The sequence below is a fragment of the Plantibacter sp. RU18 genome, from assembly GCF_050613355.1.
Taxonomy (GTDB): domain Bacteria; phylum Actinomycetota; class Actinomycetes; order Actinomycetales; family Microbacteriaceae; genus Plantibacter.
Map to the genome: position 1 here is coordinate 1,532,623 of NZ_CP159618.1, position 24,762 is coordinate 1,557,384.

Consider the following 24,762-nt stretch of genomic DNA (forward strand, 5'->3'; position numbering starts at 1 on the left):
AGCGGCGGCACCCATCAAGGATGCCGCGATTTGCCACTCAGGACCTCCCCGACGGCGCTGGCAGGCGCTCTACGCTTCGTGTGACGAAATCGAGGACCGTGTGCCACAACCTTGGTGCATGAGTGGCGTAGGCAGTGCCTCGTCAGATTCGAGCATGGATGAGGTTCCGAGGAATGGGAGACTTGCTGCAGCATCGAGGGGGATGCTCGTTGAACCCACCTCATGAAAGAAGCGCGCATGATCTCGTTGTCCTCCGCTGCCGGTATCGCGCTCATCGAGCTTGGGCTCGCCCTCACCCCGGGGCCGAACATGATGTACCTGGTCTCTCGCAGTATCAGCCAAGGATGGCGTGCGGGGATGATGTCACTGTCCGGTACGGCAGTCGGCTTCGTGGTGTACATGGTCATGGCGAACCTCGGATTGGCGGCAGTCTTTCTCGTCGTCCCATGGCTGTTCATCGCGCTGAAGGTTGCGGGGGCCGTCTACCTCCTCTGGCTCGCCTACAAGACGCTTCGCCCGGGCGGGAAGTCGCTGTTCGAAACCAATGAACTTCCGCGTGACTCGTTCGGCAAACTCTTCCGCATGGGGCTCCTGACGAACCTCCTCAACCCGAAAGTCGCGATTCTCTACCTGGCGCTCATCCCGCAGTTCATCGACCCCGCCGCGGGCAGCGTCGTGGCACAAGGCTTCCAGCTCGGTGCGATTCAGATCCTCGTCGGCGTCGCGGTGAACGGCGCGATCATTGTCGCTGCAGGCTCAGTCGCCACCTTTCTGCAGCGCAAGCCAACATGGATGCGATGGCAGAAATGGATTACCGGAACACTTCTCGGCGCGATCGGTGTGAAGCTCGCAATCGACGCTCCCGCCCCCGCCGTCGCTCCGTAACCACGACACGATCCGGCGAGCCGAAGCGGTGCCAGTCGCGATGGTTACGCTCAAATGTCGTTCGACGATGAGGTTCCCCTCCAAGGACCGTGCGGAAGCCATGGTTTGCGGCTCTGGCCGCTCGTCTGTTCACTACCCTTCGGCCTAAGAACGCCGAAAGTAACCGCTGTGGTTGCGGTGATGGACCCGCGTGCGAACGTGCATTGAACAGCTGGCTGAGCCTACTGTTGCAGTGTGTGGTGGTCGGAAGATGAGTGGGCGGCGCTGACGTCGGCGGACACGTGCGGCATGTGCACCGATGCGCATTTGCCGATCAATGACCACAGTGCGCTTGTGGCAACGACGGAAACGAGTCACGTCAGACTAGCCAGAAACCAGGAACATCCCGGGTACTGTCTCGTGATCCTCAGAGCACACATCACGGACATGGCTGAGCTCACCCCGGCTGCCCTCTGGGCGTTCTGGAGCGATGTGCAGCATGCAGCACGCGCAATCGATGAGGTCTTTCAGCCCAAAAAACTCGACTACCTCGTCATGGGGCATCGCATGCCGCACCTCCATTGCCATCTGCTCCCGCAGCATGCCACCGACGATCCTCGCCGCAACGTCAACATCGCTGACGGGCCGACCTATCTGTCGACGGAGGCATTCGGCAGGTCTTTGGCAGCGCTCGCGTCGGCGTGGGAGCCCGGTGTCGACGCTGGAGAGTCGAGCATCTCCTCACCCGGTTGAGACGGCACCGTCTTCTCGGCGCCCGCTGAACGAAACTTCAGAGGAACCGTGGGTTCTCTGTCCTCAGAGCAGCGCCGCGTCGTCGAGGTTCAAGGAGTACCAGCCCGAGATCGCACCGACCGGGACGGTGGTGACTTCCTTGCGCTACGAGCGGGACCCTTCGTATGAAGGAGCGCTGGTGTTTCCGTGAGGCGTCAGCGGAGCTCGCGTGTTGTGTAGAGCCGGACGGCGAGGAGCGTCCCGGTGATGATGCCGAGCGTGCCGATGGCGACGCAGGCGCCGACGCCGACCTCGAGTGGGATCGTATTGATGATGTCGCCGTCGATAACACTCGTGGCCTGGTTGATCCAGGCTGCTCCGGCGATGAGGAGAACGGGCGCGTAGACCACGAGGCGTCCGCGGGAGTATCCGATACGGAAGAGCACCGGCAGCTGCACGCCGACCGGTAGGCCGATGATCGCGAACGAGGCTGCGTAGCCGGTCATCAGGAGCTCGGGTGCGATCGTGGTTCCGCGGATTGCTGCGACGCTCAGCGTCGTGACGGTCGCGATGGTCATCGCAACGACGCCGTAAAGCAGGATGGACAGAGCCCGGCCGACGACGATGGCGCGGCGAGAGATGGGTAGGACCCCATAGAGGGTGTCGAGGCGGTCGCGCTCGTCGCCGAGGAATGGCGTCGACAGCATCAGCGAGGTGACAAAGGCCGAGGCGGCGATCGCCATTCCGGGGACGGGGAGCGCGATTCCGACGATGACGATGAATGCCAGCGGCAGCAGCGTCTGTCTGCGGGGGAACCAGGACATCAGGTCGAATCGGGTGAATGCGAAGGTCATGCTGTTGCCTCCTCGTGTGCGGCGGCGAGGTGGATGATGATGTCATCGATGGTGGCCTCATCGATCACAACCTCGGGTCCGAACTTTGCGGAGTCGTCGGTGCGGATCAGAGCGGACCACTGCTCGCCGAGGTGTTGGACGCCGAGGGTGCCGTCCGGCACCTCGCCGGTGCTTCGCGCCATCGCGAAGTCCTCTTTCGCGTCGGGCAGGGGACCGTGGTGGGCGATCCGGCCACCGATGAGCACGATGAGCTCATCGGCCAGGTTGTCGAGGTCGGTCGTGATGTGTGTCGAGAACAACACCGCGTGATGTGGGTCGACCATGAACTGGCGGATCACGTCGCCGATCTCGCGTCGGGACGCGGGGTCGAGGCCGCTGGAGGGCTCGTCGAGGATCAGCAGCTCTGGTCGCTGCGCGAGGGCGGAGGCGAGAGAGAGCTTCACGCCCTGGCCGCGGGAGAGCTCGCCGACTCGCTGGCCTTGGGGCACGTCGAGGCGGTCGAGGAGATCGGTGAACAGCTCGACATCCCAGTCCGTGTAGAACGGAGCGAGGCGGCGGCCGAGCGAATGCACCCGCCACTCGGCGGCGGCGGTGGGCTGGTCGAGCACGACGCCCGTCTTCGATAGCGCCGTGCTGGAACCTGCGGGATGCCCGAGCACCTCGATCTGGCCGGCGTCCGGGGTCAGGAGTCCGAGGAGGGAGCGGATCACGGTGGTCTTGCCGGCGCCGTTCGGCCCGACCAGCCCCACGACGGCGCCGCGGGGGATCGTGAACGAGACGTCCCCGATCTCGAACGCCGGTCGGGTGATGCGCAGATTCGAGATCCGCACCATGTCGTCAGTCATCAGTTCCGCTCCTCCATGCCTCATCGAGGCGTTGGTGTATGTGGTCAATGTCGATGCGGGCGTGGCGTGCGGCAACCACGAGCTCGAGCAGTGCTGCATCGACGCGCTTCGCCAACCCCCCGGCCGCGACAGCCGGGTCTACCTCACGCACGACGAAGCCGCGTCCGTGCTCGTTGCGGACCAGACCCTCCGCCACGAGGTCGTTGTAGGCGCGGGTGACGGTGATGACGCTCACCCGCAGATCAGCTGCCAACTGCCGCAGCGACGGCAGCGTGCTGCCCGTCGGCACGTCGCCCGACAGGATCGCCGAGCGCACCTGCGTCTTGATCTGGTCGTAGATCGGCACTGACGCGCTCGTCGATATGACCACCCGCATGTACTCCTCCATCTGTATATAGACACCATAACACCAGAACAGCGCGCCGGTCTGACATGGGGTGCGGCATGCGGGCAGAGAGTGCCACTCTCCTGTCAGCGATTGAGGGTGCGTGCGGGGCCGGTCTCCCGGGTGATCCACCAGACGACGGCGGTGATGAGAGCCAGTGCGGCACTGGGGATGAGGTTGGCGATCGAGCCGGAGATTTCGCCGCGACTGTCGAGTGCGCCGCCGATGTCGACGTGCAGCGTGGTGCCGAGGACGAGGGCCGTGACGTTGTAGACGATGTGGAGGACGACGGCGGTCTCGAGTCCTCCGGTGCGCCAGGTGACGATCGCAAGCGACCCGAAGAGGACGAGGTAGGAGGTGAGGATGTAGGGGTCGAGTGAGCCGTGGAACAGCGAGAAGAGGACGGTGGGGATGATGATGCCGATCACGGCGCCGAATCCTGCAGTGCGGGTCCATCCGCCGATCACCCGGAACATGAATCCGCGGAAGGCGTACTCCTCTCCCGCCGCCGCCAGGGGGATCAGCAGCATGCCGATCACGAAGGAGGTGACCAGATCCACGGTCGTCCACGGAACCTGCTCGGCGGGTGCCAGCAGGAAGCCGGCTGCGACGACGATGAGGAGCGCGGGGCCGAAGGCGAGGAGCGATCGACCGAAGACGCCGTATCGGAAGCGTCCGGCCACGGAGTGCAGCGAACGGAAAGGGACTCCGTACAGCAGGCGTTGCAACAGCATGCAGTAGGGGATGAGTACCGCGAGCGAGAGCGCGCCGGCGGCTTGCTGGAGCGGGGTGAAGCCGGTTCGTCCGAGGAGTTCGGTGTCGATGAGGCGGGCGCCGATCAGGAACACCTGCGCGAATGCGACTAGCCCGACGAACACGAGCGCGATCGCGAGGATGCCGCGGAGTATTCTGCGCTTCTCGCCTGCGCAGACGCGGTGGTATTCGACGGCCGTGGGAGTGCGCGGAGTCGGCACTGGATCGTCGACCTGGAGGAGCCAGTCGGACGTGGTGTTCGACATGGTTGTTGCCTTTCGTGGGGCTAGCTGGCGAGTTCGTCGATCCAGCTCGATCGCATCCGCAGGGCCCGCTCCATGCTGCCGATGACGGCCGCGAGCCCGATGAGCAGATTGACCTGGAGTGAGAGCTGCACAGGCGAGGTGAAGGTTCCGATCGAGTCTGCGATGGGCGGGATCTGGGAGATCGATTCGATGATCTGCGGCACTGTGACGCACAGGCCGGCGAGGACCAGCGCGGCCGAAACGATGCCGATGAGCCGGCTCAGGCTTGGATGCCTGCGGTGCAGTCGGGCGCGGCGCCCTTCGGCCGAGGTGGGATCGGGTGTCAGTTGGACCTCGCTGCCGTCTGTGCGGACGTAGTGGCAGCGTTTGAGGCCGAGGCCATTGATGGTGACGTCGATGCGCCCGCCCGGTACTGCGAAGCGCGCCGGCATCGTTGAATACGAATGAAGCGATTCGTCCACGTAGAGACGCGCCCGTATCGCCCCGTCCGTCATGTCGCCGGCGTGACGAACGTCAATCGTATAGGTGGACGTTGTCCCGTCGAGAGACGTGAGCGTGATCGAACGGAGGGACCTGCCGAGCATCTGCCACCAGCGGAAACGCCGCAGCGGCTCACCGGACCCGGAACGTACGCGCCGCCGTCGCCAGCTTGTATGCCGCATCTTTTCCACTCCTCATCCACAAACTAGTACAGCGTGATAGTGATTGAGAAGCTAAGCTAGCACACTGTGACAAAACTTCGTGACGAGGAGCATGCCATGAATGGTCAGTTGGCCACATCGAAGGAATCGGGCACGCGGGACAAGATCCTGATCGCGGCAGCGACGATGCTCGGCGAGAACCCGACCGCGCGATTGAGTGTTCGGGCCGTCGCTTCTCGCGCCCAGGTGAGCACGGGCTCGCTGCGACATTTCTTTCCCACGCAGCGCGCCCTCATCGACACCGTCGTCGCCGGGATATACGACGTCGACATTCCCCACGACCCGATCAACGATCACAGCCTGACGCCGATCGCGCGCCTCACGGAATGTCTACGGCTGATCCTCGCGCAGGTGGGTGTCGGTGATCGCGCCCGCACCCAGTGGGGTGCTCTCTATGAGGCGTACGTGGCCTCCGTGCCCTCCGATGACGAGGCGGCCACCTACCTCGCGCTCGAGCGGATGGGGCGCCATCGTATCGAGCGATGGTTGGCCACGCTCATCGAGGAGGGCGCAATTCCCGCGGGCGAGATCGAGCAGCGGGCACGATTCCTCGCAACCGTGATCAGCGGCCTCATGACCGAGCGTGCTCTGCCCGCCGAGGCGGTGCGGGTTGAGGGCGAAACGGAAACGCTCCGCCTCGCCGTACACGCCGTCACGACAGCGTGGAGCGCGGCGTGAGTACTCTCCTCTACGAAGCTGCACTGCAGGTGGTTCCACTGTTGCTCATCGCCCTGTTTCTTGATCGACGAATTGCGAATGATGAGACAACAGCGCGCGCCCAACGGTGGAACCGCTGGTCCAACAAATTCTCAGTACTGCTGAACGGGATCGCGTTCGTGTTGTCACTGTTCATCGTCGCGGGAGTGATGTCGGCAAGCTCGCTCACCATGGCCATCGTCATCTCTGCCGTCGCAGGGTCTATCGGGCTGCTCTGCGGACAGATCTGGCGGCGAATCGATGAAGGTGCGCAGCCTTCACCGTGATGACCCGAGACCGACGTGCGACGGGCTACCGGGGTGCACGGGTTCTGAAGCCGATGAGGATTGCTGAGACGACATGGCGCTAGCTGGCCGACCACGGAATGTAGCCTTCGAGGTCATCGATCACGATGGACGGCGACGGCGATTGAGCACGACTGTTCAGGACGATCTTCCAGTCGCCCTCGATTTATTGCAGTGCGATCGGCGTGCTCACCAGGGCGGCGTTCCGCCATAAGCCCGACGAACACGAGCACGATCGCGAGGATGCCGCGGAGAATTCTGCGCTTCTCGGCTGCGTAGACGCGGTGGTATTCGACGGCGGTAGGAGCGCGCGGCTGCGCCTCATCCGAGTTTGCGCTTTCGCGGCATGCATGTAGCAGCGCCAGGGCCTACCGCCAGACGACGCTACCGAATCGATGCGGCAAGTGATGCATGGAGTTCATGCAGTACCTTCGCCAATCGGGATCGGGCCGTGGACGGGTTCAATCCAAGAATCTCTGCCGCTTCGGATGACTTGAACCCGTCCCAATACTGTCCAAAACGCGGCAAAAGAAACGCAGTAGCTCAATGCAACTCGCTCGAATCGGCACTCGACTGTCACCACGAAGACCACGAGAGGTGTCACCAGGACATCGGTGACAGTCCGGGCATTCTTGCTGGTGACACTCCGTCCGCACAATTGAGGCACCTCAGTACACTGAGCGCATGAGCGACGGTGCGGAACGACCCGGCGTGTTGCCCGAGGTGCTTCGCCTTCCGTCTTTCGCGCTGTTCTGGAGCGCTACTACTATCCGTGCCTTCGGGAGTGCGATCGCCGGGGTCGCCTTCCAGGTTCTGATCGTCAGCGTGCTGAACGCCAGCCCAGTCGAGATCAGCATTCTGAGTGCGCTCGGGGTCGTCCCTTATCTGTTCTTCGGTCTGATCATCGGCGCGCTCATGGACCGATGGCGGCGCCAGCGGACGCTCGTGATCACCAGCGTCGGACGCGTAGTCGTCCTCGGGGCGATTCCCGCGCTGCTTTTGACCGGTACGCTCAGCTTCTCGTCGTTCGCGGTCGTCATCCTTTTGCTCGGCGTGTTGACCCTGTTCGCGGACTCCGCGGCCCAGCCGTTTCTCCCCCATATCGTTCCGCGAAGTTCGCTCGTGATGGCTAACTCTCGGCTGGCACAGAGCGAGACCGTCGCCGGCACGGCCGGACCGGCGCTCGGCGGAGTACTGCTCAGCCTGCTCGGTGCGCCGATCCTCTTCGCCTTCGAGGCGGTAGTCAACGCGGTGGCCGCAATTCTGCAGTCCCGTATTGTCGTTCAGGAAGCACGACCGCAGCGACGCCCCGAAGGACGCCACATCGGACACGACATTGTCGAAGGCATGCGGTACACGTATGGGCACCGCACGCTTCGCCCGCTCGCGCTCTCCGTGCACATCTGGTTCCTCGGGAACAGCATCGCAGCGACCGTGTTCGCCGTGTTCGTCCTGCGAGATCTCGCTCTCCCTCCCTGGGCGTTCGGCCTTACGCTGGCTTTCGGTGGCGTAGGCGGTTTCCTCGGTGCCATGCTGGCCCCCCGTATCGGTGCCAAGCTCGGCGCGGGACGGGCGATCCTCCTCGGCCGGACCCTCGTCATCGTGCCGTGGCTCGTGCTTTCGGTGATGCCTCTCGACGCGTCAAGCAGTCTCCCCGTGCTCGTCTCCGTGATCTCCGTTGCTCAGTTCCTTTACGGACTGTCGATGGGTATTGAGGACGCGAACGACACCGGCTACCGACAGGCCGTCGCGCCCGACCATATGCAGGGCCGGATGAACTCGACCATCCGCACAGTGAACCGAGTCGTGTTCTTCTTCGGGGCGCTGCTAACAGGATTTCTTGCAACGGTTCTTGGCTACCAGCCGACCATCGGAGTCGCCACGATCGCGTTTGCCGCCGCGGCCCTCGTCGTCGCGCTGTCTCCGCTCCTCAACGCTCGTCACGAGGACGTCGCAGATGTCTCCATCGAATGACTCGGCGGTCGGCGATGAACGGCTAACGGCCAGAATCACGTAGAGCTCCGTCGGTCCGGGTGATGCGTGCAGTGGCCCGTAACCCGCATATCCACTCGATGTATCCTGAGTCGACGGAGGTCAACTCGATGTCGGATTCGATGGACGATGCTGCTCTATCCGCAGCCAAGCGCGCAATGGACGACTACCGTTCGCAAGGAGCCAACGACGAGCACCACTCGTCAACCGGCCTGACCGCTGAGAACAAGGACGCTTTCATTGAAACGGCGATCCAGCTCGCGATTCGACGGGGCGAATTCGACAATCTCCCTGGCGCAGGGAAACCGTTGGAAGGACTGGGCACTCACCACGACCCAGACTGGTGGATACGTCGGAAGATTGAAACCGAAAATCTCACTGGACTCGGCCCACCTGCGATCATGCTCCGTGTCGAAGACGATGAGCTGGATGATCAACTCGATCGTTTGAACCGCGAAGTAGATGTGCGAGGAAAACTCGCCGATTTCAATAGACGCGTGATTGAGGCTCGACGTCAACTACACGGTGGCCCTCCTGTGGTCACCCCGCTGCGCGACATCGACGCCGACGTCGCTGCCTGGTCCGAGCGACGCACGAGCAAGAGAACGCCCTCTCGAGTCGACCTACTGAGCCCAATCAGGTCTAAGCGCCGCTGGTTCCATCGCTGAACCCAGCCGGCAGTGCCCCCTTTCTGCGAGGTCCGGACGGTATGTGACTGAGATCGCTCCGCACCATCGGGGACCGTTCGATGTGTGGGGTCGCGGGCCAGGACCCAGCGGGTGGCCAGGAGCGCACGACGAGGAAGTATGTCGTCCAGAACCCGGCGAGAACCAGGACCGTGATGATCCATCGCGCTAGCGAAGGCCGCTTGCCTGCCGAGTTGGTGAGCTGAGAGGTCAGTCACCGATGTCCTGATACAGAACTGTCACCGATGTCCTGATGCAGAACTGTCACCGATGTCCTGCGACATGACACCTCGGGTGGACTTGCTTGGATCAACATTCGAACGTATGTTCGACACATGACGCGTCCGCGACCGATCCGACTCGACCACGACACGTGGCTCGTGATGCGGAACGACCCGGTCATCCCGAAGGCCGTCATCGAACGACGACGGGACAAGGGTGGCGCCGACGTGTACTTCGTGATCGCCTGGGACATCGATCCTCTGAAACGGGTGCTGATGAGTGTGCAGCCGAGCCTCGAACGCGCCGACGCACTCGTCCGCTACGACGTGCCCCGCACGTCCGACCGCGACGGTCCACCCAACGGGATCAACGCCGACGGCTCGCACATCGTGCGGACGCCGCGCGGCCAGCAGTCACAGGTGCCTGAGATCCATGACTCGACCGCGCCCGGTCTAGAGTGAACTGAATGCTCATTCGTCGTGTTGCCTAACCAGCATCCTCTGTCGCAGCAGTAGTCCGCTACGTCGTCCAGGGATGGCGATTCTGTGCGCCTTCGAACGGGAACCCACCTTCGGGTTCCCGCTCGATTCGACCCGCACAAAATCTCTCACCTGGAGTACGTAATGACTGTTTTTCTTGTAACCGGAGTCACCGGCAACCTCGGAAGCGCTGCGCTCCGCAGCCTGCTGGGCCGCGTGCCCACCCCAGACGTACGCGTCCTCGTGCGCACTGACCGAGCCGCATCGCAATTCGCGGCCCAAGGCCTGACCGCCTTCGTTGCGGACTATTCGGATTCAGCTTCCTTGGACGCTGCCTTCACCGGAGCGGAACGTGTGATCTTCGTTTCGAGCCCGGTTCTCGACCCTTCGGTACGGTCCGAGCAGCATCGCACCGTTGTCGAGTCGGCCGTGACCGCCGGAGTGCGTCACGTGGTCTACACGAGCGGCATGGGAGCGCGGCACGATCCCGGCCACTCCGCGGCCGAGGACGCGCTCGCGGAAAGCGGTATGAATCATGCGATCCTGCGGAACGCGCTCTACACGGACGCTTTCGTCGACCGTGCAATCACCCAGGCCAGGGCTGGCGCAACGATCACGTCGGCGAGCAGCGGACAGAGCCTGACAACCGCATCGATCGCCGACCTGGGCGAAGCTGCCGCAACTGCCTCTTTCACCATGCCGAAGAAGACACTGTGGGAGCTTCGCGGCCCCCGGTGGGACTTCAGTGACATGGCAGCGGCACTGGCAGTGGTTCTCGGAAGGCCGATCAGCCATGAGGAAGTCAGCGATGCGGACACCGGACCGTTCGCTGTCCTCTTTCCGCTCATTCGGCGCGGCGTATTCGCCTCCGAGAGCCCAGATCTCGCTGAGCTCCTCAGCCGCGCACCCGCGAACATCGGAGATGTTGCGAACGAGATGGCGGGTCTGCGCGACCACGAAGCCGAGGTCGCCCAGCGCTGAGCGCGTGACGGATCCGAGGGCGCCGTCCGAACAGATCCGGGTATACCGGTGAGGAGTCTGCAGGTGTAGCGTTCCGGCATGGCGATCGACGCGAACCTGCTCGACTGGTTGCTCGAGTCCGACCCGGCACTCCGATGGCAGGTCGAGCGCGACCTCGTCCGCGCGCCGGCCGAGGTGTGGGAGGCGACGCGTGCGCGGGTCGCGACCGAGGGGTTCGGCGCGGCACTCCTCGCGCGTCAGGACGCCGACGGACAGTGGGCGGGCGGTGCCTTCTTCCCGGCGGGTTTCTTCGGCAGCGCTGAGGCGGAAGAGCCCGGTCAACCCTGGGTCGCGACGACCTGGGTGCTCAAGGACCTGCGCGAGTGGGGCGTCGACGCGTCGACGCTCGATGGGACGGCAGAACTCCTCGCCGCGAACAGTCGCTGGGAGTACGAGGACCTGCCGTACTGGGGCGGCGAGGTCGACGTCTGCATCAACTCCTACACACTCGCGAGCGGCGCCTGGCTCGGCGTCGACGTGACGGCGCTCGCCGACTGGTTCGTCACCCACCGTCTGGCGGACGGCGGCTGGAACTGCGAGGCCGAGGAGGGTGATTCGGTCCGGTCCTCGTTCCACTCCACGCTCAACGCAGTCCGTGGCCTCCTCGCCTACGAGCAGATCACCGGCGACACGAGCACCCGCGATGCGCGGCACGGCGGGGAGGAGTACCTGCTGTCACGGCACTTGCTGCATCGACTGACGACGGGCCGACCGGTCGGCCCGTTCGTCGGGCAGTTCGTCTACCCCAACCGCCACCGCTACAGTGCGCTCGCCGCGCTCGACCACTTCCGCGACGCCTCGCTGCACGAGGGGACGCCTCCCGATCCGCGTCTCGCGGATGCCATCGAGCTCGTCCGCGCAGCCCGCCGAACGGACGGCACCTGGCAGCAGGGCGCTCGCATGCCCGGCCGCGTCTGGTTCGACGTCGATGCAGCCGAGGGCGAGCCGTCACGGTGGCTGACGCTCATCGGCACACGCGTGCTGGACTGGTCCGGACGCTGAGATGCCCGGGACCGCACGACGATCGTCGAACGGTCCCGGGCACGTCGTCGAGCAGGCTAGCCGACCGGCGTCGGTGACTCCGGCGCCGGGAGCTTGCCCGGCAGGATGTCGAGCGGCATCGTCCGCGTGTCGATCAGCGGGTTCTCGTCCTGCCCCTCGACGAGCTTGACAGCCTCGGCCTTCGTCTCCACCGTCGGCACGGAACCGAGGAGCGGGCGACGGGCGGATTCCTTCATCGTGATCACGGCGACACCGGCGACCGCTGCGAAGAACATGATGTAGAACGCCGGCATGTACGTGTTGCCGGTGAGCTGGATGAGGAACTCACTGAACAGCGGGGTCGTGCCGCCGAAGAGCGACACCGCCAGGTTGAACGCGATCGCCATGGCCCCGAAACGCGAGGCGGTGGGGAAGAACGCGGGCAGCGATGCGGCGGACGGACCGGCCCACAGCGCGACCGGACCCGCGATCATGACGAGCGCGATCATGATCGACCAGACCTGACCGATCTGCATCACCGCGAATGCCGGCACCATGAGGACGAGAGTGGCGACGACAGCCGTCAGGTAGACGGGTTTCCGGCCGACCTTGTCGGAGAGGTGGCCGACGAGGGGCAGGCACGCGGACATCACGAGCAGCACTGGGATGGTCGAGACGGCGGCGGTGAGGTTGGAGACGCCCACGTCCTTCTCCAGATAGGTCGGCAGATAACTCGTGAGGGCGTAGCCAGCGGTTTGGGTCGCCGCGACGATCGCCATCGCGATGAGGACCTGGCGCCAGTAGTGACGGAAGATGCCGATGATGCCCTGGCGGGCCATCGGGTCGTCGCTCACCGAGGCGGTCTCGCCGGCGTTCTCGGTGACCTCGTATGCCGGGGTCTCCGGGATCTTCAGCCGGAACCACACGGCGACCGCACCGAGGGGGAGCGCGATGAGGAACGGGATGCGCCAGCCGAACTCGACCATGGCGTCCGAGCCGGCGAGCGACTCGACGATGAGCGTCGTGATCGCGACGGTACCGGCACCCGCGGCGAAGCCGACATAGGAGCCGACGTCAAGCCAGGACGCCCAGAAGCCACGGCGACGGTCCGGCGAGAACTCGGCCACGTAGGTCGCCGCGCCGGCGTACTCACCACCGGTCGAGAAGCCCTGGATCATCTTGAGCAGGTACAGCGGGGCGATGGCCCAGAGCCCGATCTGCGCAGCTGTCGGCAGCACACCGATGAGCGCGGTGGTTGCGGCCATCATCGACATCGTCAGGAACAGGATCTTCTTGCGGCCGATCTTGTCACCGAGCGGGCCGAGGATCGCGCCTCCCAGCGGGCGCACGAGGAAGGACACCGCGAAGCCGAACAGGGTCACGAGGATACCGGCCTCAGGCGGGAGCCCCTTCGTGAAGACGACCGTCATTGTGACGGCGAGGTAGCCGTAGATGCCGAAGTCGAACCACTCCATGAAGTTGCCGACGACGGTTCCGGAGATCGCGGTGCGGATCTTCGAGCGCTTGACGACCAGGACGTCGTCCACGCGGAGCCTTCTGGTCTTGCGCTGCGTCTTCTTGGCGGGCTTGGTGCGGGGTGAGGCGGGGGAGGAGGATGACGCAATGTTGTCGCTGGAGTTCACAAGTACTACTCGTTTCCTGACAGTCGGGTTGAATCATTCGGCACTCGCGTGATCGCTCAGTGCCCGAGAAATACCGGAGGTTCGCCATGCTGCACTGGCACGGAGCTCGGGGGAGCTTCACGTCGGGTGGCGGCCCGTTCCTGATGGTTCGGGACCTCGTCGGCTTGGGACGGGGATAGACGATACCAGGTGTTCAGAGGGCCGACCCCCCAAGCAGTCCTGCGTGAAATGTGTTATGAGTGGGTGTTGGAGTCCTGGTCGTGGGCTCATTCCGTCTGTGACTGAATTGGTCCGAAGGTCTCGTCGAGGGCTGCTGCGAGGTCTCGGATGAGGTCGTCCGTGTCTTCGATGCCGACCGACAACCGCAGGTGTCCGAGGGTGCGGAACTGCTCGGGATAGCTCGCGACCCGTCCGCCCTCGACACCCGTGTGGACGATGAGGGAGTCGTCGTGCCCGAGGGAGAAGCCGGACGTGATCAGGGCCAGGTTCGCGACGAAACGGTTCTGGATGTCCGGATCGCCGTCGACCGCGAAGGCGATCATCGCGCCGAACCCGCGTCCACCGAACTGGCGTGTCGCGAGGGCGTGGTCCGGGTGCGACGGGAGACCCGGATAGGCGACGAACGCGACTCGGGGATCCTGATCGAGGTACTCCGCGATTCGTTGCGCGGAGGCCAGGTGCTGTCGGAGGCGGAGCGGCAGAGTGACCGAACCGCGCTGGATCTGCCAGGCGTTGAACGGCGAGATGACGCCTCCGACGTCGACCATCGCATCAGCCTTGATGGGCTCGATGAGCGCGTGGCTGCCGATCACCGCGCCACCCATCGCATCGCCATGCCCGTTGATGTACTTCGTCAACGAGTGCACGACGAGGTCCGCGCCGTCGTCGAGCGGCCGATAGAAGGGCGGCGGCGTGTAGGTGGAGTCCACCATGAGGATGGCTCCGGCGGCGTGCGCGATCGCGGCGATCGCCGCCACGTCGGCGACCTTGTTCGTCGGGTTCGCGATCGCCTCGATGCAGACGAGTGCGGTCTCGGGTCGCATCGCGGCTCGCACGGCGGCGTGGTCGGTGATGTCGACGAAGGTTGCCTCGATGCCGTATCGACGTGGCAGGAGTTCGGTCCAGAGACGCCAGGTGGCCTCGTACGTGACGTCGCTGACGACGACGTGGTCGCCGACGCGCACGTGGGTGAAGAACACCGCGTGCAGAGCCGCGACTCCGCTGGCAAGGGCGACGGCGTCCTCGCCGTTGTCGAGTGCGGCGAGTTTGTCCTGCAGCGCAGACTGGTTCACGCCGGTGTTCCGGGTGTACAGCCCGCCGGTGGTGGCCGACCAGCTGATGTCGCTCGGGTCGGCGGGGAGTTCGTAGGAGTTCGCCATCACGAGTGGGGTGCGCAGGGCTTTGGTGCTGTCGAGCTGGTTGCCCCCGTGGACGGCGAGGCTCAACTCGGAGAGGGTTCTGGGGTCGTGTCTGTCGGGCCGATTGGTCATCGGGTGTCCTTCCGCGGTTCGATGCTGTTCGGGCGGTTCCCACATCAACGGTGATGGCCTACGCTAACGTGCATCAGAAGCATTTACAATTGTCTTTTATGCACAAGGCGGTCGCTATGGCTGGGGTTCATCTGGACGAGATCGACCGCGAGATCCTTGCGGCACTCACGAGCGACGCCCGCGTGCCGCTCGTGACGCTGGCGGCACGCGTGCACCTGTCGAGGAACGCGGTGAAGCAGCGCATCGATCGCATGGAGCGCGACCAGGTGATCGCCGGGTACACGCTCGTCCGAGGGATGCCGACCGGAACCACGGTCACGGCCATCGTCCTGGTCTACCGCGCCGATCGCATGCGGGGGGCCGGCGTCGTCGCCGAGCTGTCCCGGATCGCCGAGGTCGTCCGCTGCGACATCCTCTCGGGCGAGTTCGACCTGATCGTGACCGTCACCGCCGCGTCGATGGGGCGCCTCGGTGAGATCTGGGAGCAGATCGCGGCGCTTCCCGGCGTGGACAACACGGTCACCTCCGTCTCGCTCGCCCGGGTGATCGACCGGCACTGAGCCTGATCGCCGCTGGCGTGGTTCCGAGGGTCAACCGTTCACGCAAACCACCTTCGGCTGCGTCATCTCCTCGTAGGCGAACCGCACGCCCTCGCGGCCCATGCTCCCGTACTTCGCCCCGCCGAACGGCATGCTGTCGATCCGGTAGTCCGACGAGTCGTTGATCATCACACCACCGCATTCGAGGCGCTCCGAGACCCGCATGGCCCTCGCGAGGTCCGCGGTGAACGTCGCCGTGTGCAGTGCGTACTCGGTCTCGTTCGCCTGCTCCACGGCTTCGTCCTCCGTGTCGAACGGAGCCAGGACGACCACCGGCGCGAAGGCCTCGTCCGACCAGGGCTCGCATGAACGCGCGACTGACTCGAGGACCGTCGGCCAGTACAGGGAGCCCTCGCGGCGGTGACCGGTGAGTGCCCGCCCGCCGGCTGCGATGGCGTCGTCGACGAGTGCCTCGACGCGTTCGGCGGCCTCCGCACTGATCATCGGCCCGACGTCCGTCGACTCCTCGAACGGGTCTCCGGCGACGAGGAGTGCCGTCCGGGCCGCGAAACGATCGCGGAACCGCTCGTACGCGTTCCGCTCGATGAGGATCCGCTGCGTGCCGACGCAGTTCTGCCCGGCAGCCCAGAACGCTCCAGAGACGCACGCCTCGACCGCCGCGTCGATGTCCGCGTCGGCGAAGACGATCACGGGTGAGTTCCCGCCGAGCTCCATCGCGAGCCGCTTCACCCCGGCGGCGCGCGCGATCGCCTCGCCCGTCGTGAACCCGCCCGTGAAGGACACCATGCGGATCTCCCGCACCTCGACGAGCGCACGGGCGAGATCACGATCGCCGTGCACGACGGTGACGATCTCCTCTGGCAGGCCGGCGTCGATCAGCAAGTCGATCAGGAACCGTGCCGTGAGCGGCGTCAACTGGGACGGTTTCAGCACGACGGCGTTGCCGGCGGCGAGCGCCGGGCCGATCTTGTGCGCGACGAGGTTCAGCGCGTCGTTGTAGGGCGTGATCGCCAGGATGATCCCGAGCGGCTCGCGGGTGAACCAGCCGCGGCGGTTCTCCGAGCCTTCGAAGGCGTCGAACGCGATCATCTCTCCCGGGGTCGAACGTGCTGCCTCGGCGGACAGCGACAAGGTCATCGTCGCCCGGCGGACCTCCTTCCGTGCCTGGCCGATGGTCTTGCCGGCTTCACGGACGATGAGTCGGGCCGCCTGTTCGGAGCGCTCGTCCAGGAGTCGCGACGCGCGGTCGAGGATCTCGTGTCGGGAGAAGCGGGACAGCGCCCTGGAGGAGCTGAACCCCGAGCGCGCGCGTGCCATGATCCGCTCGACGTCGCTCGCGGTGCTCTGCTCGACGGTGCCGATCCTGGACTGGTCGTAGGGGTTCCGGACGACGAGCGGGGGCGCCGGCGGGGCCGCCAGGGGCAGTGAGATCACCGTGGCGCTCACCGTGCGACCTCGGTCCGGGTACGTGCGTCGGCGTCGATCGCGATGATGTCGCTGAGGAGGGCGTAGGCGGTCTCCATCCGACCGGCGCCTGGGCCGCTCACGGTCACGGTGCCGAGGAGGTCGGTGTCGAAGGCCACAGCGTTCGTCGCCCCCGAGACGCTCGCGAGCGGGTGGTCGGCGGGAAGGGCCATTGGAGCGACGGTCGCCGTGATGCGCCCCGTCTCGTCAGTGCTCGCCGAACCGACGAGCTTCCAGCGTTCGCCGTTCGCTGCCGCCGTCTCGATGTCCTTCGCGGTGATGGCGGAGATGCCGGTCCGCTGCACGTCAGCGGTGGTGATGTCGCCGTCGAGGACCTCGTTCGCCAGGATGGCGACCTTGAGCTGCACGTCCCAGCCCTCGATGTCCGCGGTCGGGTCCGCCTCCGCGTACCCGAGCTGCTGCGCTTCGGCGACCGCTGCGGCGAGGCTCGACCCGGCCTCCATCCGGCCGAGCACGAAGTTGCTCGTGCCGTTGAGCACTCCCTGCACGCCGGTGATGCGCAGTCCGCGCATGGTCTCCTTCGCCAGGCGCAGGACCGGCGTGCCGCTCATCACCGAGCCCTCGAACTCGAAGCGGACTCCGTTCGCGCCCGCCAGCTCGACCAGTCCGGCGCCGGCCAGCGCGACGGGGCCCTTGTTCGTCGTGGTGACGTGCTTCCCCGACTCGAGCGCGGCCCGGACGTGTGAGATCGCCGGCTCGCCATCGACCGGGTTCGTGAATGTGGCTTCGACCACGATGTCCGCTGTCGTGTTGCGGATCACGTAGTCGTTGTGCAGGCTCGCGTACCCGCCGTCCCAGTCGGCGAAAGTGCTGTCGTCGGTCATGGACAGGACAGCGGCGATGTCGATGCCGTCGGCCTGCATGAGCGATCCGAGGCGGAGGTCGGTGATGGCGACGACGCGCAGGGTGAAGCCGAGCTCGTCGGCCAGGGTGTCCGCGCGGTCCGCGATGATCTCGGCGAGCGCGCGATTGACGCCGCCGAATCCGATCAGGGCCAGGTCGTAGTGGTTCATGGGGCTCCTCGGTGGTGAGTGGATTGCGAACAGCTTGCGGCGCTGGTACTGCCGTCGTCGTCTGCCGGATCGTCCGTCGAGTTGGGCATTCCGTCCGTCGTGATGTCGATGCGGCGGTTCGACGCTCCTGTCGTGGATGTGCGCGATTGTCGCTTGTGCTGTCGGTGTGGCCCGAGTACTCTCCGGAATCAGCAACGTGCCCGATACACACATCGGAGTGGTTATCACGCACGATCATCGTCATCTCATCCTGAGCAAGAATGCGAGACCCCCATGCGCCGTTCCTCCGAGCAGACCGATCTGCCAAACGTCCTCCCGCACACCACGTCGACCCAGGTGCCGCTGCGCAAGCTGCAACGCTCGATGGACGCCCGCCACCTCGTGATGATCGCCCTCGGCGGCGTCATCGGCTCCGGCCTGTTCCTGAGCTCCGGCTATACGATCAGTCAGGCCGGCCCCCTCGGAGCGATCATCGCCTACCTGGTCGGTGCGCTCGTCGTCTACCTCGTCATGACCTGCCTGGGCGAACTCGCCATCGCCTACCCCGTGTCCGGCGCCTTCCACATCTACGCCTCGCGCTCGATCAATCCGGCGACCGGCTTCACGACCGCGTGGTTGTACTGGCTCTGCTGGGTCGTCGCCCTCGGCTCGGAGTTCACCGCGGCCGGCATCCTGATGCAACGCTGGTTCCCCGACGTCCAGGTCTGGATCTGGTGCCTCGTCTTCGCCGGCATCCTGTTCCTCATGAACGCGATCTCGGCGCGCGTCTTCGGCGAGACGGAGTTCTGGTTCTCGATCATCAAGGTGGTCGCGATCATCGCGCTGATCGTCCTCGGCGCTGCGGCGATCTTCGGCTTCACGCCGCTCTCCAGCGAGCACCCCGGCGCAGTCCTGTTCAGCAACTTCACCACCCCGGACGGGCTCTTCCCAGGAGGGGTGAGCGGCGTGCTCGTGACCTCGCTTGCGGTCTTCTACGCGTTCAGCGGGTCGGAACTCATCGGTGTCGCCGCGGGGGAGACGAAGGACCCCGCGAAGAACATCCCGAAGGCCCTCCGTTCGACCGTCATCCGTCTCCTCATCCTGTTCGTCGGCTCGATCGCCGTGATCGCCGCGATCCTGCCCTACGACCAGGCCGGCCTGACCACGAGCCCGTTCGTGGACGTGTTCCAGTACGTCGGTGTTCCGTACGCCGCCGACATCATGAACTTCGTCATCATCACCGCGCTCCTCTCCGCGGGCAACAGCGGCCTGTTCTCCTGTGCGCGCATGCTCTTCTCGCTCGCCGAGGAGGGTCACGCCCCTCGCGCGTTCATGCGGCTGACCCGACGCGGCATCCCGATCGTCGCGCTGAGCGTGAGCATGCTCATCGGTCTCGTGTCGCTGCTGTCGAGTGTCATCGCCGCGGAGACGGTGTATCTGGCGCTGGTGTCGGTCGCCGGGTTCGCCGTCGTCGCGGTCTGGATGTCGATCGTCGCATCGCAGTTCTTCCACCGTCGTGCCTTCGTGCGGGCGGGCGGCGACATCAGGACCTTGGCCTACAGGACCCCCTGGTACCCCTTCGTCCCGATCCTCGCGTTCGTGCTCCTGCTCGCGTCGGTCGTCGCCATCGCGTTCGACCCGAACCAGATCGCTGCGCTGTACTTCGGTGTCCCGTTCGTGATCGCGTGCTATGTGTTCTTCTGGTGGCGCTACGGGCGTCGCGGTGCAGCGCCGCACACGCCGCCGTCCTCGGAGGAGGCGCCTGTCGACGAGACCGATCCGCGTGATCCGCGATCCGCAACGGTCTCAGGGCGGTGACCGCGGCGCCAGCCTGGATCGAGATCGACGCGGCTGCGATCGCACACAACCTGGGCCTCGTGCGGCAGCAGCTGGCGCCTTCCACCGAGCTGTGTGCAGTGGTGAAGGCCGACGCCTACGGGCACGGCATCGACCTCGTCCTCCCCGCGATCCGCGACGATCTGCTCACCTGCATCGCCATCACCTCGAACGCCGAAGCGCACGCGGCTCGAGCTCAGGGCTATACCGGGCGCATCATGCGTCTTCGTCCGGCCCTCGCGGACGAGATCGAGGACGGCGTCTCCGCGGCGATCGAGGAGTGGGTCGGCGGGCTCGGCCACGCTCGGCTGGTCGATCGAATCGCCCGTGAGCGCCGGCGGGCCATCCTCGTCCACGTCTCGATCAACTCCACCGGGCTGAGCCGCGACGGCATCGACTGGGGCGGAGGGGAGGCCGTCGCCGAGCTCCGCGGGATCGCCGGACTCGACGGTCTGCGCACCGTGGGTGTCTGCTCGCACTTCCCCTGCGACGACCCGCTCGACGTCGAGCGCGGGATCGCCGCGTTCGCGCAGCAGTCGCGGATCGCCGTCGACGTGCTCGGTGGGGTCGGCCCGATCCAACGGCACTGCGCGACGACCCACGTCGCCCTCAGCGACACACGGAGCCACTTCGACCTCGTGCGGATCGGTGCTGCGCTCTACGGCGACACGGATCTGCTCGACGGGACGCTGCGGCCGGCGATGCGGCTCCTTTCGCGGGTCGCCGCGATCAACCGGTACCCGGCAGGGAACACGGCCGGGTACGACCGGCGTCATCGGATGACCAGCGCATCCACCCTCGCGGTCGTCCCGGTCGGGTACGCCGACGGATACCACCGGGTCCTCGGCGGACAGGCAGAGGTCCTCATCTGCGGACGGCGGGCGCCAGTGGTCGACCTCCTGGCCATGAACACGTGCCTCGTCGATGTCACCCACCTCCCGGAGGTCCGACTCGGAGACGAAGTGGTCCTCTACGGGGACCAGGGCGATGAGCGCATCTCCTCGCAGGAGATCGAGCGGGTGAGCGGCCAGATCGCCGCAGACCTCTACACCGCATGGGGCCGACTCGTCCCGCGGACCGTGAGAGATGACGGCGGGCGCGGACGTGAGCGCGTCGCGGCACCTGTGCTGGCCTCGACAGTAGGCTGACGGTGCCGGAGACGCCGGGCTTGAAGGGAGTCGTCCATGAGCGCACCCTCGTCCCTCTCCCAGGGCCTGGCATTGCTGCGGGCCGCGGTCGATCGGGAGCGGTCGGGCCGGATCGGCCACAACGCCGCGCGGCTGGCGGACGTCACGGGGATCGAACGCAGCCGCGTTTCCCGGCTGACCCAGGAGCTGCGGAGCATCGACTACCTGCAGCGCGACGACACCGCTGAGCTGACCGCCGGACCCGCCTACTTCGGTCCTGCACGAGCGCTGGACGTGCCGTGGCTGCAGGCGGCTCGACGTGAGCTCCGAGCGTTGGCGACGAGTCTGGGGGTCACGGCGGCGGTGAGCGTGGCCGATGGTCCTCGGGCGCTCCTGCTCAGGTTCGAGTCGGGGACGAACGCTGTCGACGCTTCGATGCGTCCCGGCATGGTCACGCCGATCTGGTGCACAGGCGCAGGACGAGCGCTGCTCTGGGATCACGACGCGGCCCAGCTCCAGGACCTCCTCGAGACGGTGCAGTTCATCGGTGTCGGCGGGCCGACTGCCGCGAGAACGGTCGTCGAGCTCGAAGGGTTGCTCGGTCGCGATCGGGCGGTCGGAGTGATCCGTGCCGCCGACGAATACGTCGCCGGGTTGGTCGAATACGCGCTGCCGATCCGGCGCGGTGGATCGCTGATCGCGTCGGTCTCCGTGGCAGGGTCCACTGCGGACTCGGAGCTTCGTCGGCACGCCGACGGCCGACTGCGTGCGGTCGCAGAGCGTCTCAGTGGGTTGGCCGAGACCTCACCCGCCTGAGCGCGATGCCTCGCCTGAGCGCGGCCCCGGAGTCGCGGGGGTTGGTGCAGCGGCACGATACCGCGCGGTGACGCCTGGTGCGCCGAGCGCGGCGGACAGCCCGGTGGATGCGGCCATGCAGGCCGCTGCGAGGTCGAGGGTGCGTGCTTCGAGCGCCTGTCGGGTCCCCACGACCTGCAGCCCAGCGACGACCTCGCCGCGGAAGTCGAAGACCGGCGTGGCCACCGCGAACAGTCCGGGTTCGGCCTCCTCGCTGATGACGGCGTAGCCGCGCAGGCGTGCCGCCTCGAGTCGATCGACGAACTCGTCCACCGAGCGTGGAGCGTTCGGCCCGGTACTCTCGAACCTCGTCCGCGCGAAGACGTCGCGGATCTCATCGGTCCCCGCGTCCCACAGGACGGCCTGGCCGGCGTCGCTGCAGAACGCGGGGTAGCTTCGGTCGATCCAGGATCCGATCAGTCCCGACCCGGCTGGCACGCTCTCGGCGATGGTCCTCGTGCTGTCACCCTGGAGTACTCCGAGGAAGCAGGCTTCGCCCACCTCGGCGGACAGCGCTTCGAGGACACCGAGGCCGATCGATCTGAGTCGTCGCTCGGTCAGCTCCTGGGCGGCCGCGTACCACCCCCAGGTGAGCGAGTACCGGCGATCGGGGCCTCGAACCACCAGCTGTTGGTCCGCCAGTGCGGCCAGGATGCGTGACACCTGGGAACGGTCGCGTCCGAGCGCACGGGCGACATCACCGACGGATGCACCAGGACCAGATACCCGGCCGTCGGCCTGCGCCGAGAGCGTCGCGAGGCACGTGATCACCTCGAAACCACGGCCCATGCTGCTGAGGCCGTCACCACCGTCATCCGCAGTCGACATACGGAGACACTATCGTCCGCTCCGGCACTGCTCCAGGTGCGTGCCTGGCGCAAGGGACAATGGGGGCATGGATCTCACACGCGACGTCTGGACGCTCGACGGTGGGCTGGGAACCCTGCTCGAAGCGCGTGGACACGACCTGTCGGATGCGCTGTGGAGCGCGCGTCTGCTCGTCAGCGACCCTGGCGCGATCCAAGCCGCCCACGAGGAGTTCTTCGCGGCCGGTGCGCAGATCGCCATCAGTGCCTCGTATCAGGTGGGGTTCGAGGCGTTCCAGCGGATCGGAATCCCCTCGTCCGAGACGGAGCGGATGCTGAGGTCGAGCATCGATCTGGTCAGGGCCGCGAGCGGGGCGCCGGCGGGGACCGCTGATCGCCTCACCGACACACGGCTCGTCGCAGCCTCGATCGGTCCGTACGGAGCGACCCTCGGCGACGGGTCGGAGTACCACGGCTCGTCGGGTCTCAGCCCTGCCGAACTCCGACGCTGGCACGAGCGACGCCTCTCCGTGCTGGTCGACGCTGCCCCCGACCTCCTGGCGCTGGAGACCATCCCGACGTTCGATGAAGCGACCGCCCTGGTCGACCTGGTCCGCGGCTCCGGTGTTCCGGCGTGGTTGTCGTTCACCGTCGACTCCGGTCGTCTGCGGTCGGGGGAACCGATGGAGGACGGCTTCCGGCTGGTGAACGACGCTGACGAGTTCCAGGCCGTCGGCATCAACTGCTCGCACCCGCGGGAGGTGCTGCCGGCGATCGCCGCCGCTCGTGCGGTGACCGATCGTGCGATCGTCGTCTATCCGAACTCCGGTGAGGTCTGGGATGCCGCGGCTCGCGTGTGGCGCGGAACCTCCGGGACGAGTGCAGTGGACGCGTGGCTTGAGGCCGGGGCGACGCTCGTCGGCGGATGCTGTCGGGTCACGCCGGCGGACACAGCCATCATCCGATACGCCGTCGACGCTGCGTGATCCTCAGAAATGCAGCACGGAGCGGATCGCGACGACCGCCCCGGCGCGCGCCCATTCGGTGAATTCGAACGGTTGGACGTCGAGTGGGACGGGCTGCTCGCTCGGCATCCGGACGGTCTCGATGGAGCGGTCGATGCTCTCCCGGGAGAGCTCCACGACGGCGAGCCCTTCGCCCGTGAGGACGATCTTTTCCGGGTCGAGACCGTTGAGGATCGTCCCGATGATGACGCCGAGTGCTCGCCCGGCGTCGTCGAAGGCGCGCTGGGCTCCGGCGTCTCCTGACCGGGCCAGCTCCACGGCGCCGGTGTAGTCGAGACCCGGCCGCCCGATCGCGTCCAGGATCGAGTCGCTCGGCAGGTAGGCGCTTGCACAACCGTGATGGCCGAGGCCGCAGGAGGGGCCGTTCGAGTCGACGATGAGGTGGTCGAGGCGGCCCGCGCGACCGTTGTGGCCGGTGACGACGACGCCGTCCACGACGAGTCCTGAACCGATGCCGGCGCCGACCGTCACCACGGCGAGGGAGTCGCAACCAGCTCCGGCGCCGAACCAGTGCTCCGCCGCAGTCAGCGCACGCACGTCGTTGTCGGCCGTCACTGGGATGCCCAGTCGCTCGCTCAGGAGGTCGGCGAGCGGGACGTCGTGCCACTGCAGGAAGAACGAGACGACGACGATCTGGCGCCCGTCGATTCGTGCGAGATCACCCGCGAGACAGACTCCTGCGGCGTGGATGTCGTCGTACTGCTCCGAGAACCGAGCGTGGATCGCGACGATCTGGTCGACGGTGTCCGCGACGGAGCGGGACACGAGCGGTTCCTCGACCGAGGCGACGATCTGCGCGCCGAGGTCCGTCACCACGGCGAAGACCGCGTCGCCGGTGAGCTTGATGCCGAGGAAGTGGTGCGCGTCGCGGCGGACGACGAGCAACTCGCTCGGCCTGCCCATCGCGGCGCGGAGCGCGACCTCGCCCTCCGCGATCATGGAGTGCTCCATGAGGACCCGGGTCGCGCGGGTCAGGCTCGCGCGGGAGACGTTCAGGCGCCGGGCGATCTCGGCGCGGGGGAGCGGGCCGTGGATGAGGAGTTCACGCAGGGCGCCGCGTTCGGCGTCGGCGAGGTACGGCCAGGCCTGGGAGCCTGTCGCGATGACGCGCGTGTCGTACACGGGGCCTCGCTTTCTCAACGCTGTCGACATCGGGAGCCTA

The 24,762-nt window shown here is 66.2% G+C and carries 26 protein-coding genes; 14 read left to right on the forward strand and 12 right to left on the reverse strand.

Going from position 1 to position 24,762, the window contains the following annotated elements:
* The first annotated feature begins 237 nt into the window (after positions 1–237).
* Together ABMA10_RS07540 and ABMA10_RS07545 are read left to right on the forward strand one after the other, a co-directional pair.
* A complete protein-coding gene (locus tag ABMA10_RS07540) occupies positions 238–885 on the forward strand; it encodes a LysE family translocator (RefSeq protein ID WP_347867074.1) in 648 nt (215 codons plus the stop codon).
* A gap of 288 nt (positions 886–1,173) precedes the next feature.
* Positions 1,174–1,617 carry an HIT family protein gene (locus ABMA10_RS07545; RefSeq protein WP_347867090.1) on the forward strand — a complete coding sequence of 148 codons (444 nt, stop codon included), beginning with the start codon at positions 1,174–1,176 and terminating at the stop codon, positions 1,615–1,617.
* Positions 1,618–1,811: 194 nt separating this feature from the next.
* On the opposite strand, the gene ABMA10_RS07550 is transcribed toward ABMA10_RS07545, so the two are convergent.
* The 5 genes from ABMA10_RS07550 to ABMA10_RS07570 form a co-directional block, all read right to left on the reverse strand.
* Positions 1,812–2,450, reverse strand: a complete 639-nt coding sequence (locus ABMA10_RS07550; protein WP_431031391.1) for an ABC-2 transporter permease — start codon at positions 2,448–2,450, stop codon at positions 1,812–1,814.
* Positions 2,447–3,295, reverse strand: a complete 849-nt coding sequence (locus ABMA10_RS07555; protein ID WP_347867072.1) for an ABC transporter ATP-binding protein — start codon at positions 3,293–3,295, stop codon at positions 2,447–2,449. The genes ABMA10_RS07550 and ABMA10_RS07555 overlap by 4 nt, the downstream gene beginning before the upstream one ends.
* Positions 3,288–3,671, reverse strand: coding sequence for a GntR family transcriptional regulator (locus ABMA10_RS07560; RefSeq protein ID WP_431031392.1), 384 nt, complete (start codon positions 3,669–3,671; stop codon positions 3,288–3,290). Before ABMA10_RS07560 ends, ABMA10_RS07555 begins: the two co-directional genes overlap by 8 nt.
* A 95-nt stretch (positions 3,672–3,766) precedes the next feature.
* Positions 3,767–4,699 carry a lysostaphin resistance A-like protein gene (locus ABMA10_RS07565; protein WP_431031393.1) on the reverse strand — a complete coding sequence of 311 codons (933 nt, stop codon included), beginning with the start codon at positions 4,697–4,699 and terminating at the stop codon, positions 3,767–3,769.
* 20 nt (positions 4,700–4,719) lie between these two features.
* Complete coding sequence (locus tag ABMA10_RS07570) at positions 4,720–5,361, reverse strand: hypothetical protein (RefSeq protein ID WP_431031519.1); 642 nt, start codon at positions 5,359–5,361, stop codon at positions 4,720–4,722.
* A gap of 96 nt (positions 5,362–5,457) precedes the next feature.
* Here ABMA10_RS07570 and ABMA10_RS07575 point away from each other — a divergent pair, with 96 nt between their 5' ends.
* Both ABMA10_RS07575 and ABMA10_RS07580 read left to right on the forward strand, forming a co-directional pair.
* Positions 5,458–6,078: a TetR family transcriptional regulator gene (locus ABMA10_RS07575; RefSeq protein ID WP_431031394.1), complete on the forward strand. Its 621-nt coding sequence runs from the start codon at positions 5,458–5,460 to the stop codon at positions 6,076–6,078.
* Entirely contained in the window at positions 6,075–6,383 is a 309-nt protein-coding gene (locus tag ABMA10_RS07580; RefSeq protein ID WP_347867069.1) for a hypothetical protein, read from the forward strand. The genes ABMA10_RS07575 and ABMA10_RS07580 overlap by 4 nt, the downstream gene beginning before the upstream one ends.
* A 402-nt stretch (positions 6,384–6,785) precedes the next feature.
* Here the strand turns inward: ABMA10_RS07580 and ABMA10_RS07585 are convergent, their stop codons facing one another.
* Complete coding sequence (locus ABMA10_RS07585; protein ID WP_414693609.1) at positions 6,786–6,929, reverse strand: sigma factor-like helix-turn-helix DNA-binding protein; 144 nt, start codon at positions 6,927–6,929, stop codon at positions 6,786–6,788.
* Between the two features lie 156 nt (positions 6,930–7,085).
* Between ABMA10_RS07585 and ABMA10_RS07590 the strand changes: the two genes are divergently transcribed.
* From ABMA10_RS07590 to ABMA10_RS07610, 5 genes are all read left to right on the forward strand, one after another.
* Positions 7,086–8,375 (forward strand): MFS transporter, encoded by a 1,290-nt coding sequence (locus ABMA10_RS07590; protein ID WP_431031395.1) that lies wholly within the window; start codon positions 7,086–7,088, stop codon positions 8,373–8,375.
* A gap of 128 nt (positions 8,376–8,503) precedes the next feature.
* A complete protein-coding gene (locus tag ABMA10_RS07595; RefSeq protein ID WP_414693610.1) occupies positions 8,504–9,061 on the forward strand; it encodes a DUF1992 domain-containing protein in 558 nt (185 codons plus the stop codon).
* Positions 9,062–9,414: 353 nt separating this feature from the next.
* A complete protein-coding gene (locus tag ABMA10_RS07600; RefSeq protein ID WP_347867067.1) occupies positions 9,415–9,762 on the forward strand; it encodes a hypothetical protein in 348 nt (115 codons plus the stop codon).
* A gap of 162 nt (positions 9,763–9,924) precedes the next feature.
* On the forward strand, positions 9,925–10,761 hold the full coding sequence (locus tag ABMA10_RS07605) for an NAD(P)H-binding protein (protein WP_347867066.1): 837 nt from the start codon (positions 9,925–9,927) through the stop codon (positions 10,759–10,761).
* Between the two features lie 78 nt (positions 10,762–10,839).
* Entirely contained in the window at positions 10,840–11,802 is a 963-nt protein-coding gene (locus ABMA10_RS07610; protein ID WP_347867065.1) for a squalene cyclase, read from the forward strand.
* Between the two features lie 56 nt (positions 11,803–11,858).
* On the opposite strand, the gene ABMA10_RS07615 is transcribed toward ABMA10_RS07610, so the two are convergent.
* Together ABMA10_RS07615 and ABMA10_RS07620 are read right to left on the reverse strand one after the other, a co-directional pair.
* On the reverse strand, positions 11,859–13,328 hold the full coding sequence (locus ABMA10_RS07615; RefSeq protein WP_431031396.1) for an MFS transporter: 1,470 nt from the start codon (positions 13,326–13,328) through the stop codon (positions 11,859–11,861).
* Between the two features lie 362 nt (positions 13,329–13,690).
* Entirely contained in the window at positions 13,691–14,914 is a 1,224-nt protein-coding gene (locus ABMA10_RS07620) for a trans-sulfuration enzyme family protein (protein WP_431031397.1), read from the reverse strand.
* Positions 14,915–15,030: 116 nt separating this feature from the next.
* On the opposite strand from ABMA10_RS07620, the gene ABMA10_RS07625 reads away from it, so the two are divergent.
* Positions 15,031–15,474, forward strand: a complete 444-nt coding sequence (locus tag ABMA10_RS07625; RefSeq protein ID WP_347867062.1) for an Lrp/AsnC family transcriptional regulator — start codon at positions 15,031–15,033, stop codon at positions 15,472–15,474.
* A 30-nt stretch (positions 15,475–15,504) separates the two neighbouring features.
* Here the strand turns inward: ABMA10_RS07625 and ABMA10_RS07630 are convergent, their stop codons facing one another.
* Together ABMA10_RS07630 and ABMA10_RS07635 are read right to left on the reverse strand one after the other, a co-directional pair.
* Positions 15,505–16,920 carry an aldehyde dehydrogenase family protein gene (locus tag ABMA10_RS07630; protein ID WP_431031398.1) on the reverse strand — a complete coding sequence of 472 codons (1,416 nt, stop codon included), beginning with the start codon at positions 16,918–16,920 and terminating at the stop codon, positions 15,505–15,507.
* Positions 16,917–17,972 carry a homoserine dehydrogenase gene (locus ABMA10_RS07635; protein WP_347867060.1) on the reverse strand — a complete coding sequence of 352 codons (1,056 nt, stop codon included), beginning with the start codon at positions 17,970–17,972 and terminating at the stop codon, positions 16,917–16,919. Before ABMA10_RS07635 ends, ABMA10_RS07630 begins: the two co-directional genes overlap by 4 nt.
* A 273-nt stretch (positions 17,973–18,245) precedes the next feature.
* On the opposite strand from ABMA10_RS07635, the gene ABMA10_RS07640 reads away from it, so the two are divergent.
* Genes ABMA10_RS07640 through ABMA10_RS07650 form a run of 3 tightly spaced genes read left to right on the forward strand, consistent with a single transcriptional unit; the run spans position 18,246 to position 21,730 of the window.
* On the forward strand, positions 18,246–19,769 hold the full coding sequence (locus tag ABMA10_RS07640; protein WP_414693608.1) for an amino acid permease: 1,524 nt from the start codon (positions 18,246–18,248) through the stop codon (positions 19,767–19,769).
* Positions 19,766–20,935, forward strand: coding sequence for an alanine racemase (gene alr / locus ABMA10_RS07645; RefSeq protein WP_347867059.1), 1,170 nt, complete (start codon positions 19,766–19,768; stop codon positions 20,933–20,935). Before ABMA10_RS07640 ends, alr begins: the two co-directional genes overlap by 4 nt.
* A gap of 36 nt (positions 20,936–20,971) precedes the next feature.
* Entirely contained in the window at positions 20,972–21,730 is a 759-nt protein-coding gene (locus ABMA10_RS07650) for an IclR family transcriptional regulator domain-containing protein (protein WP_347867058.1), read from the forward strand.
* Here the strand turns inward: ABMA10_RS07650 and ABMA10_RS07655 are convergent.
* The gene (locus ABMA10_RS07655) at positions 21,719–22,597 is read right to left on the reverse strand and encodes an IclR family transcriptional regulator (protein ID WP_347867057.1); all 879 of its coding nucleotides are present in this window, start codon (positions 22,595–22,597) and stop codon (positions 21,719–21,721) included. The genes ABMA10_RS07650 and ABMA10_RS07655 overlap by 12 nt on opposite strands.
* A gap of 67 nt (positions 22,598–22,664) precedes the next feature.
* Here ABMA10_RS07655 and mmuM point away from each other — a divergent pair, with 67 nt between their 5' ends.
* The gene (gene mmuM, locus ABMA10_RS07660) at positions 22,665–23,561 is read left to right on the forward strand and encodes a homocysteine S-methyltransferase (protein WP_347867056.1); all 897 of its coding nucleotides are present in this window, start codon (positions 22,665–22,667) and stop codon (positions 23,559–23,561) included.
* Between the two features lie 3 nt (positions 23,562–23,564).
* Here the strand turns inward: mmuM and ABMA10_RS07665 are convergent, their stop codons facing one another.
* Entirely contained in the window at positions 23,565–24,722 is a 1,158-nt protein-coding gene (locus ABMA10_RS07665; protein WP_347867055.1) for an ROK family transcriptional regulator, read from the reverse strand.
* Positions 24,723–24,762 lie beyond the last annotated feature (40 nt).

Excerpts from the sequence above, each read along its gene's own strand:
- ABMA10_RS07540 (WP_347867074.1), top strand. The coding sequence starts at position 238 with ATGATCTCGTTGTCCTCCGCTGCCGGTATCGCGCTCATCGAGCTTGGG.
- ABMA10_RS07545 (WP_347867090.1), top strand. The coding sequence starts at position 1,174 with ATGTGCACCGATGCGCATTTGCCGATCAATGACCACAGTGCGCTTGTG.
- ABMA10_RS07550 (WP_431031391.1), bottom strand. The coding sequence starts at position 2,450 with ATGACCTTCGCATTCACCCGATTCGACCTGATGTCCTGGTTCCCCCGC.
- ABMA10_RS07555 (WP_347867072.1), bottom strand. The coding sequence starts at position 3,295 with ATGACTGACGACATGGTGCGGATCTCGAATCTGCGCATCACCCGACCG.
- ABMA10_RS07560 (WP_431031392.1), bottom strand. The coding sequence starts at position 3,671 with ATGCGGGTGGTCATATCGACGAGCGCGTCAGTGCCGATCTACGACCAG.
- ABMA10_RS07565 (WP_431031393.1), bottom strand. The coding sequence starts at position 4,699 with ATGTCGAACACCACGTCCGACTGGCTCCTCCAGGTCGACGATCCAGTG.
- ABMA10_RS07570 (WP_431031519.1), bottom strand. The coding sequence starts at position 5,361 with ATGCGGCATACAAGCTGGCGACGGCGGCGCGTACGTTCCGGGTCCGGT.
- ABMA10_RS07575 (WP_431031394.1), top strand. The coding sequence starts at position 5,458 with ATGAATGGTCAGTTGGCCACATCGAAGGAATCGGGCACGCGGGACAAG.
- ABMA10_RS07590 (WP_431031395.1), top strand. The coding sequence starts at position 7,086 with ATGAGCGACGGTGCGGAACGACCCGGCGTGTTGCCCGAGGTGCTTCGC.
- ABMA10_RS07595 (WP_414693610.1), top strand. The coding sequence starts at position 8,504 with ATGTCGGATTCGATGGACGATGCTGCTCTATCCGCAGCCAAGCGCGCA.
- ABMA10_RS07600 (WP_347867067.1), top strand. The coding sequence starts at position 9,415 with ATGACGCGTCCGCGACCGATCCGACTCGACCACGACACGTGGCTCGTG.
- ABMA10_RS07605 (WP_347867066.1), top strand. The coding sequence starts at position 9,925 with ATGACTGTTTTTCTTGTAACCGGAGTCACCGGCAACCTCGGAAGCGCT.
- ABMA10_RS07610 (WP_347867065.1), top strand. The coding sequence starts at position 10,840 with ATGGCGATCGACGCGAACCTGCTCGACTGGTTGCTCGAGTCCGACCCG.
- ABMA10_RS07620 (WP_431031397.1), bottom strand. The coding sequence starts at position 14,914 with ATGACCAATCGGCCCGACAGACACGACCCCAGAACCCTCTCCGAGTTG.
- ABMA10_RS07625 (WP_347867062.1), top strand. The coding sequence starts at position 15,031 with ATGGCTGGGGTTCATCTGGACGAGATCGACCGCGAGATCCTTGCGGCA.
- ABMA10_RS07635 (WP_347867060.1), bottom strand. The coding sequence starts at position 17,972 with ATGAACCACTACGACCTGGCCCTGATCGGATTCGGCGGCGTCAATCGC.
- ABMA10_RS07640 (WP_414693608.1), top strand. The coding sequence starts at position 18,246 with ATGCGCCGTTCCTCCGAGCAGACCGATCTGCCAAACGTCCTCCCGCAC.
- ABMA10_RS07650 (WP_347867058.1), top strand. The coding sequence starts at position 20,972 with ATGAGCGCACCCTCGTCCCTCTCCCAGGGCCTGGCATTGCTGCGGGCC.
- ABMA10_RS07655 (WP_347867057.1), bottom strand. The coding sequence starts at position 22,597 with ATGTCGACTGCGGATGACGGTGGTGACGGCCTCAGCAGCATGGGCCGT.
- mmuM (WP_347867056.1), top strand. The coding sequence starts at position 22,665 with ATGGATCTCACACGCGACGTCTGGACGCTCGACGGTGGGCTGGGAACC.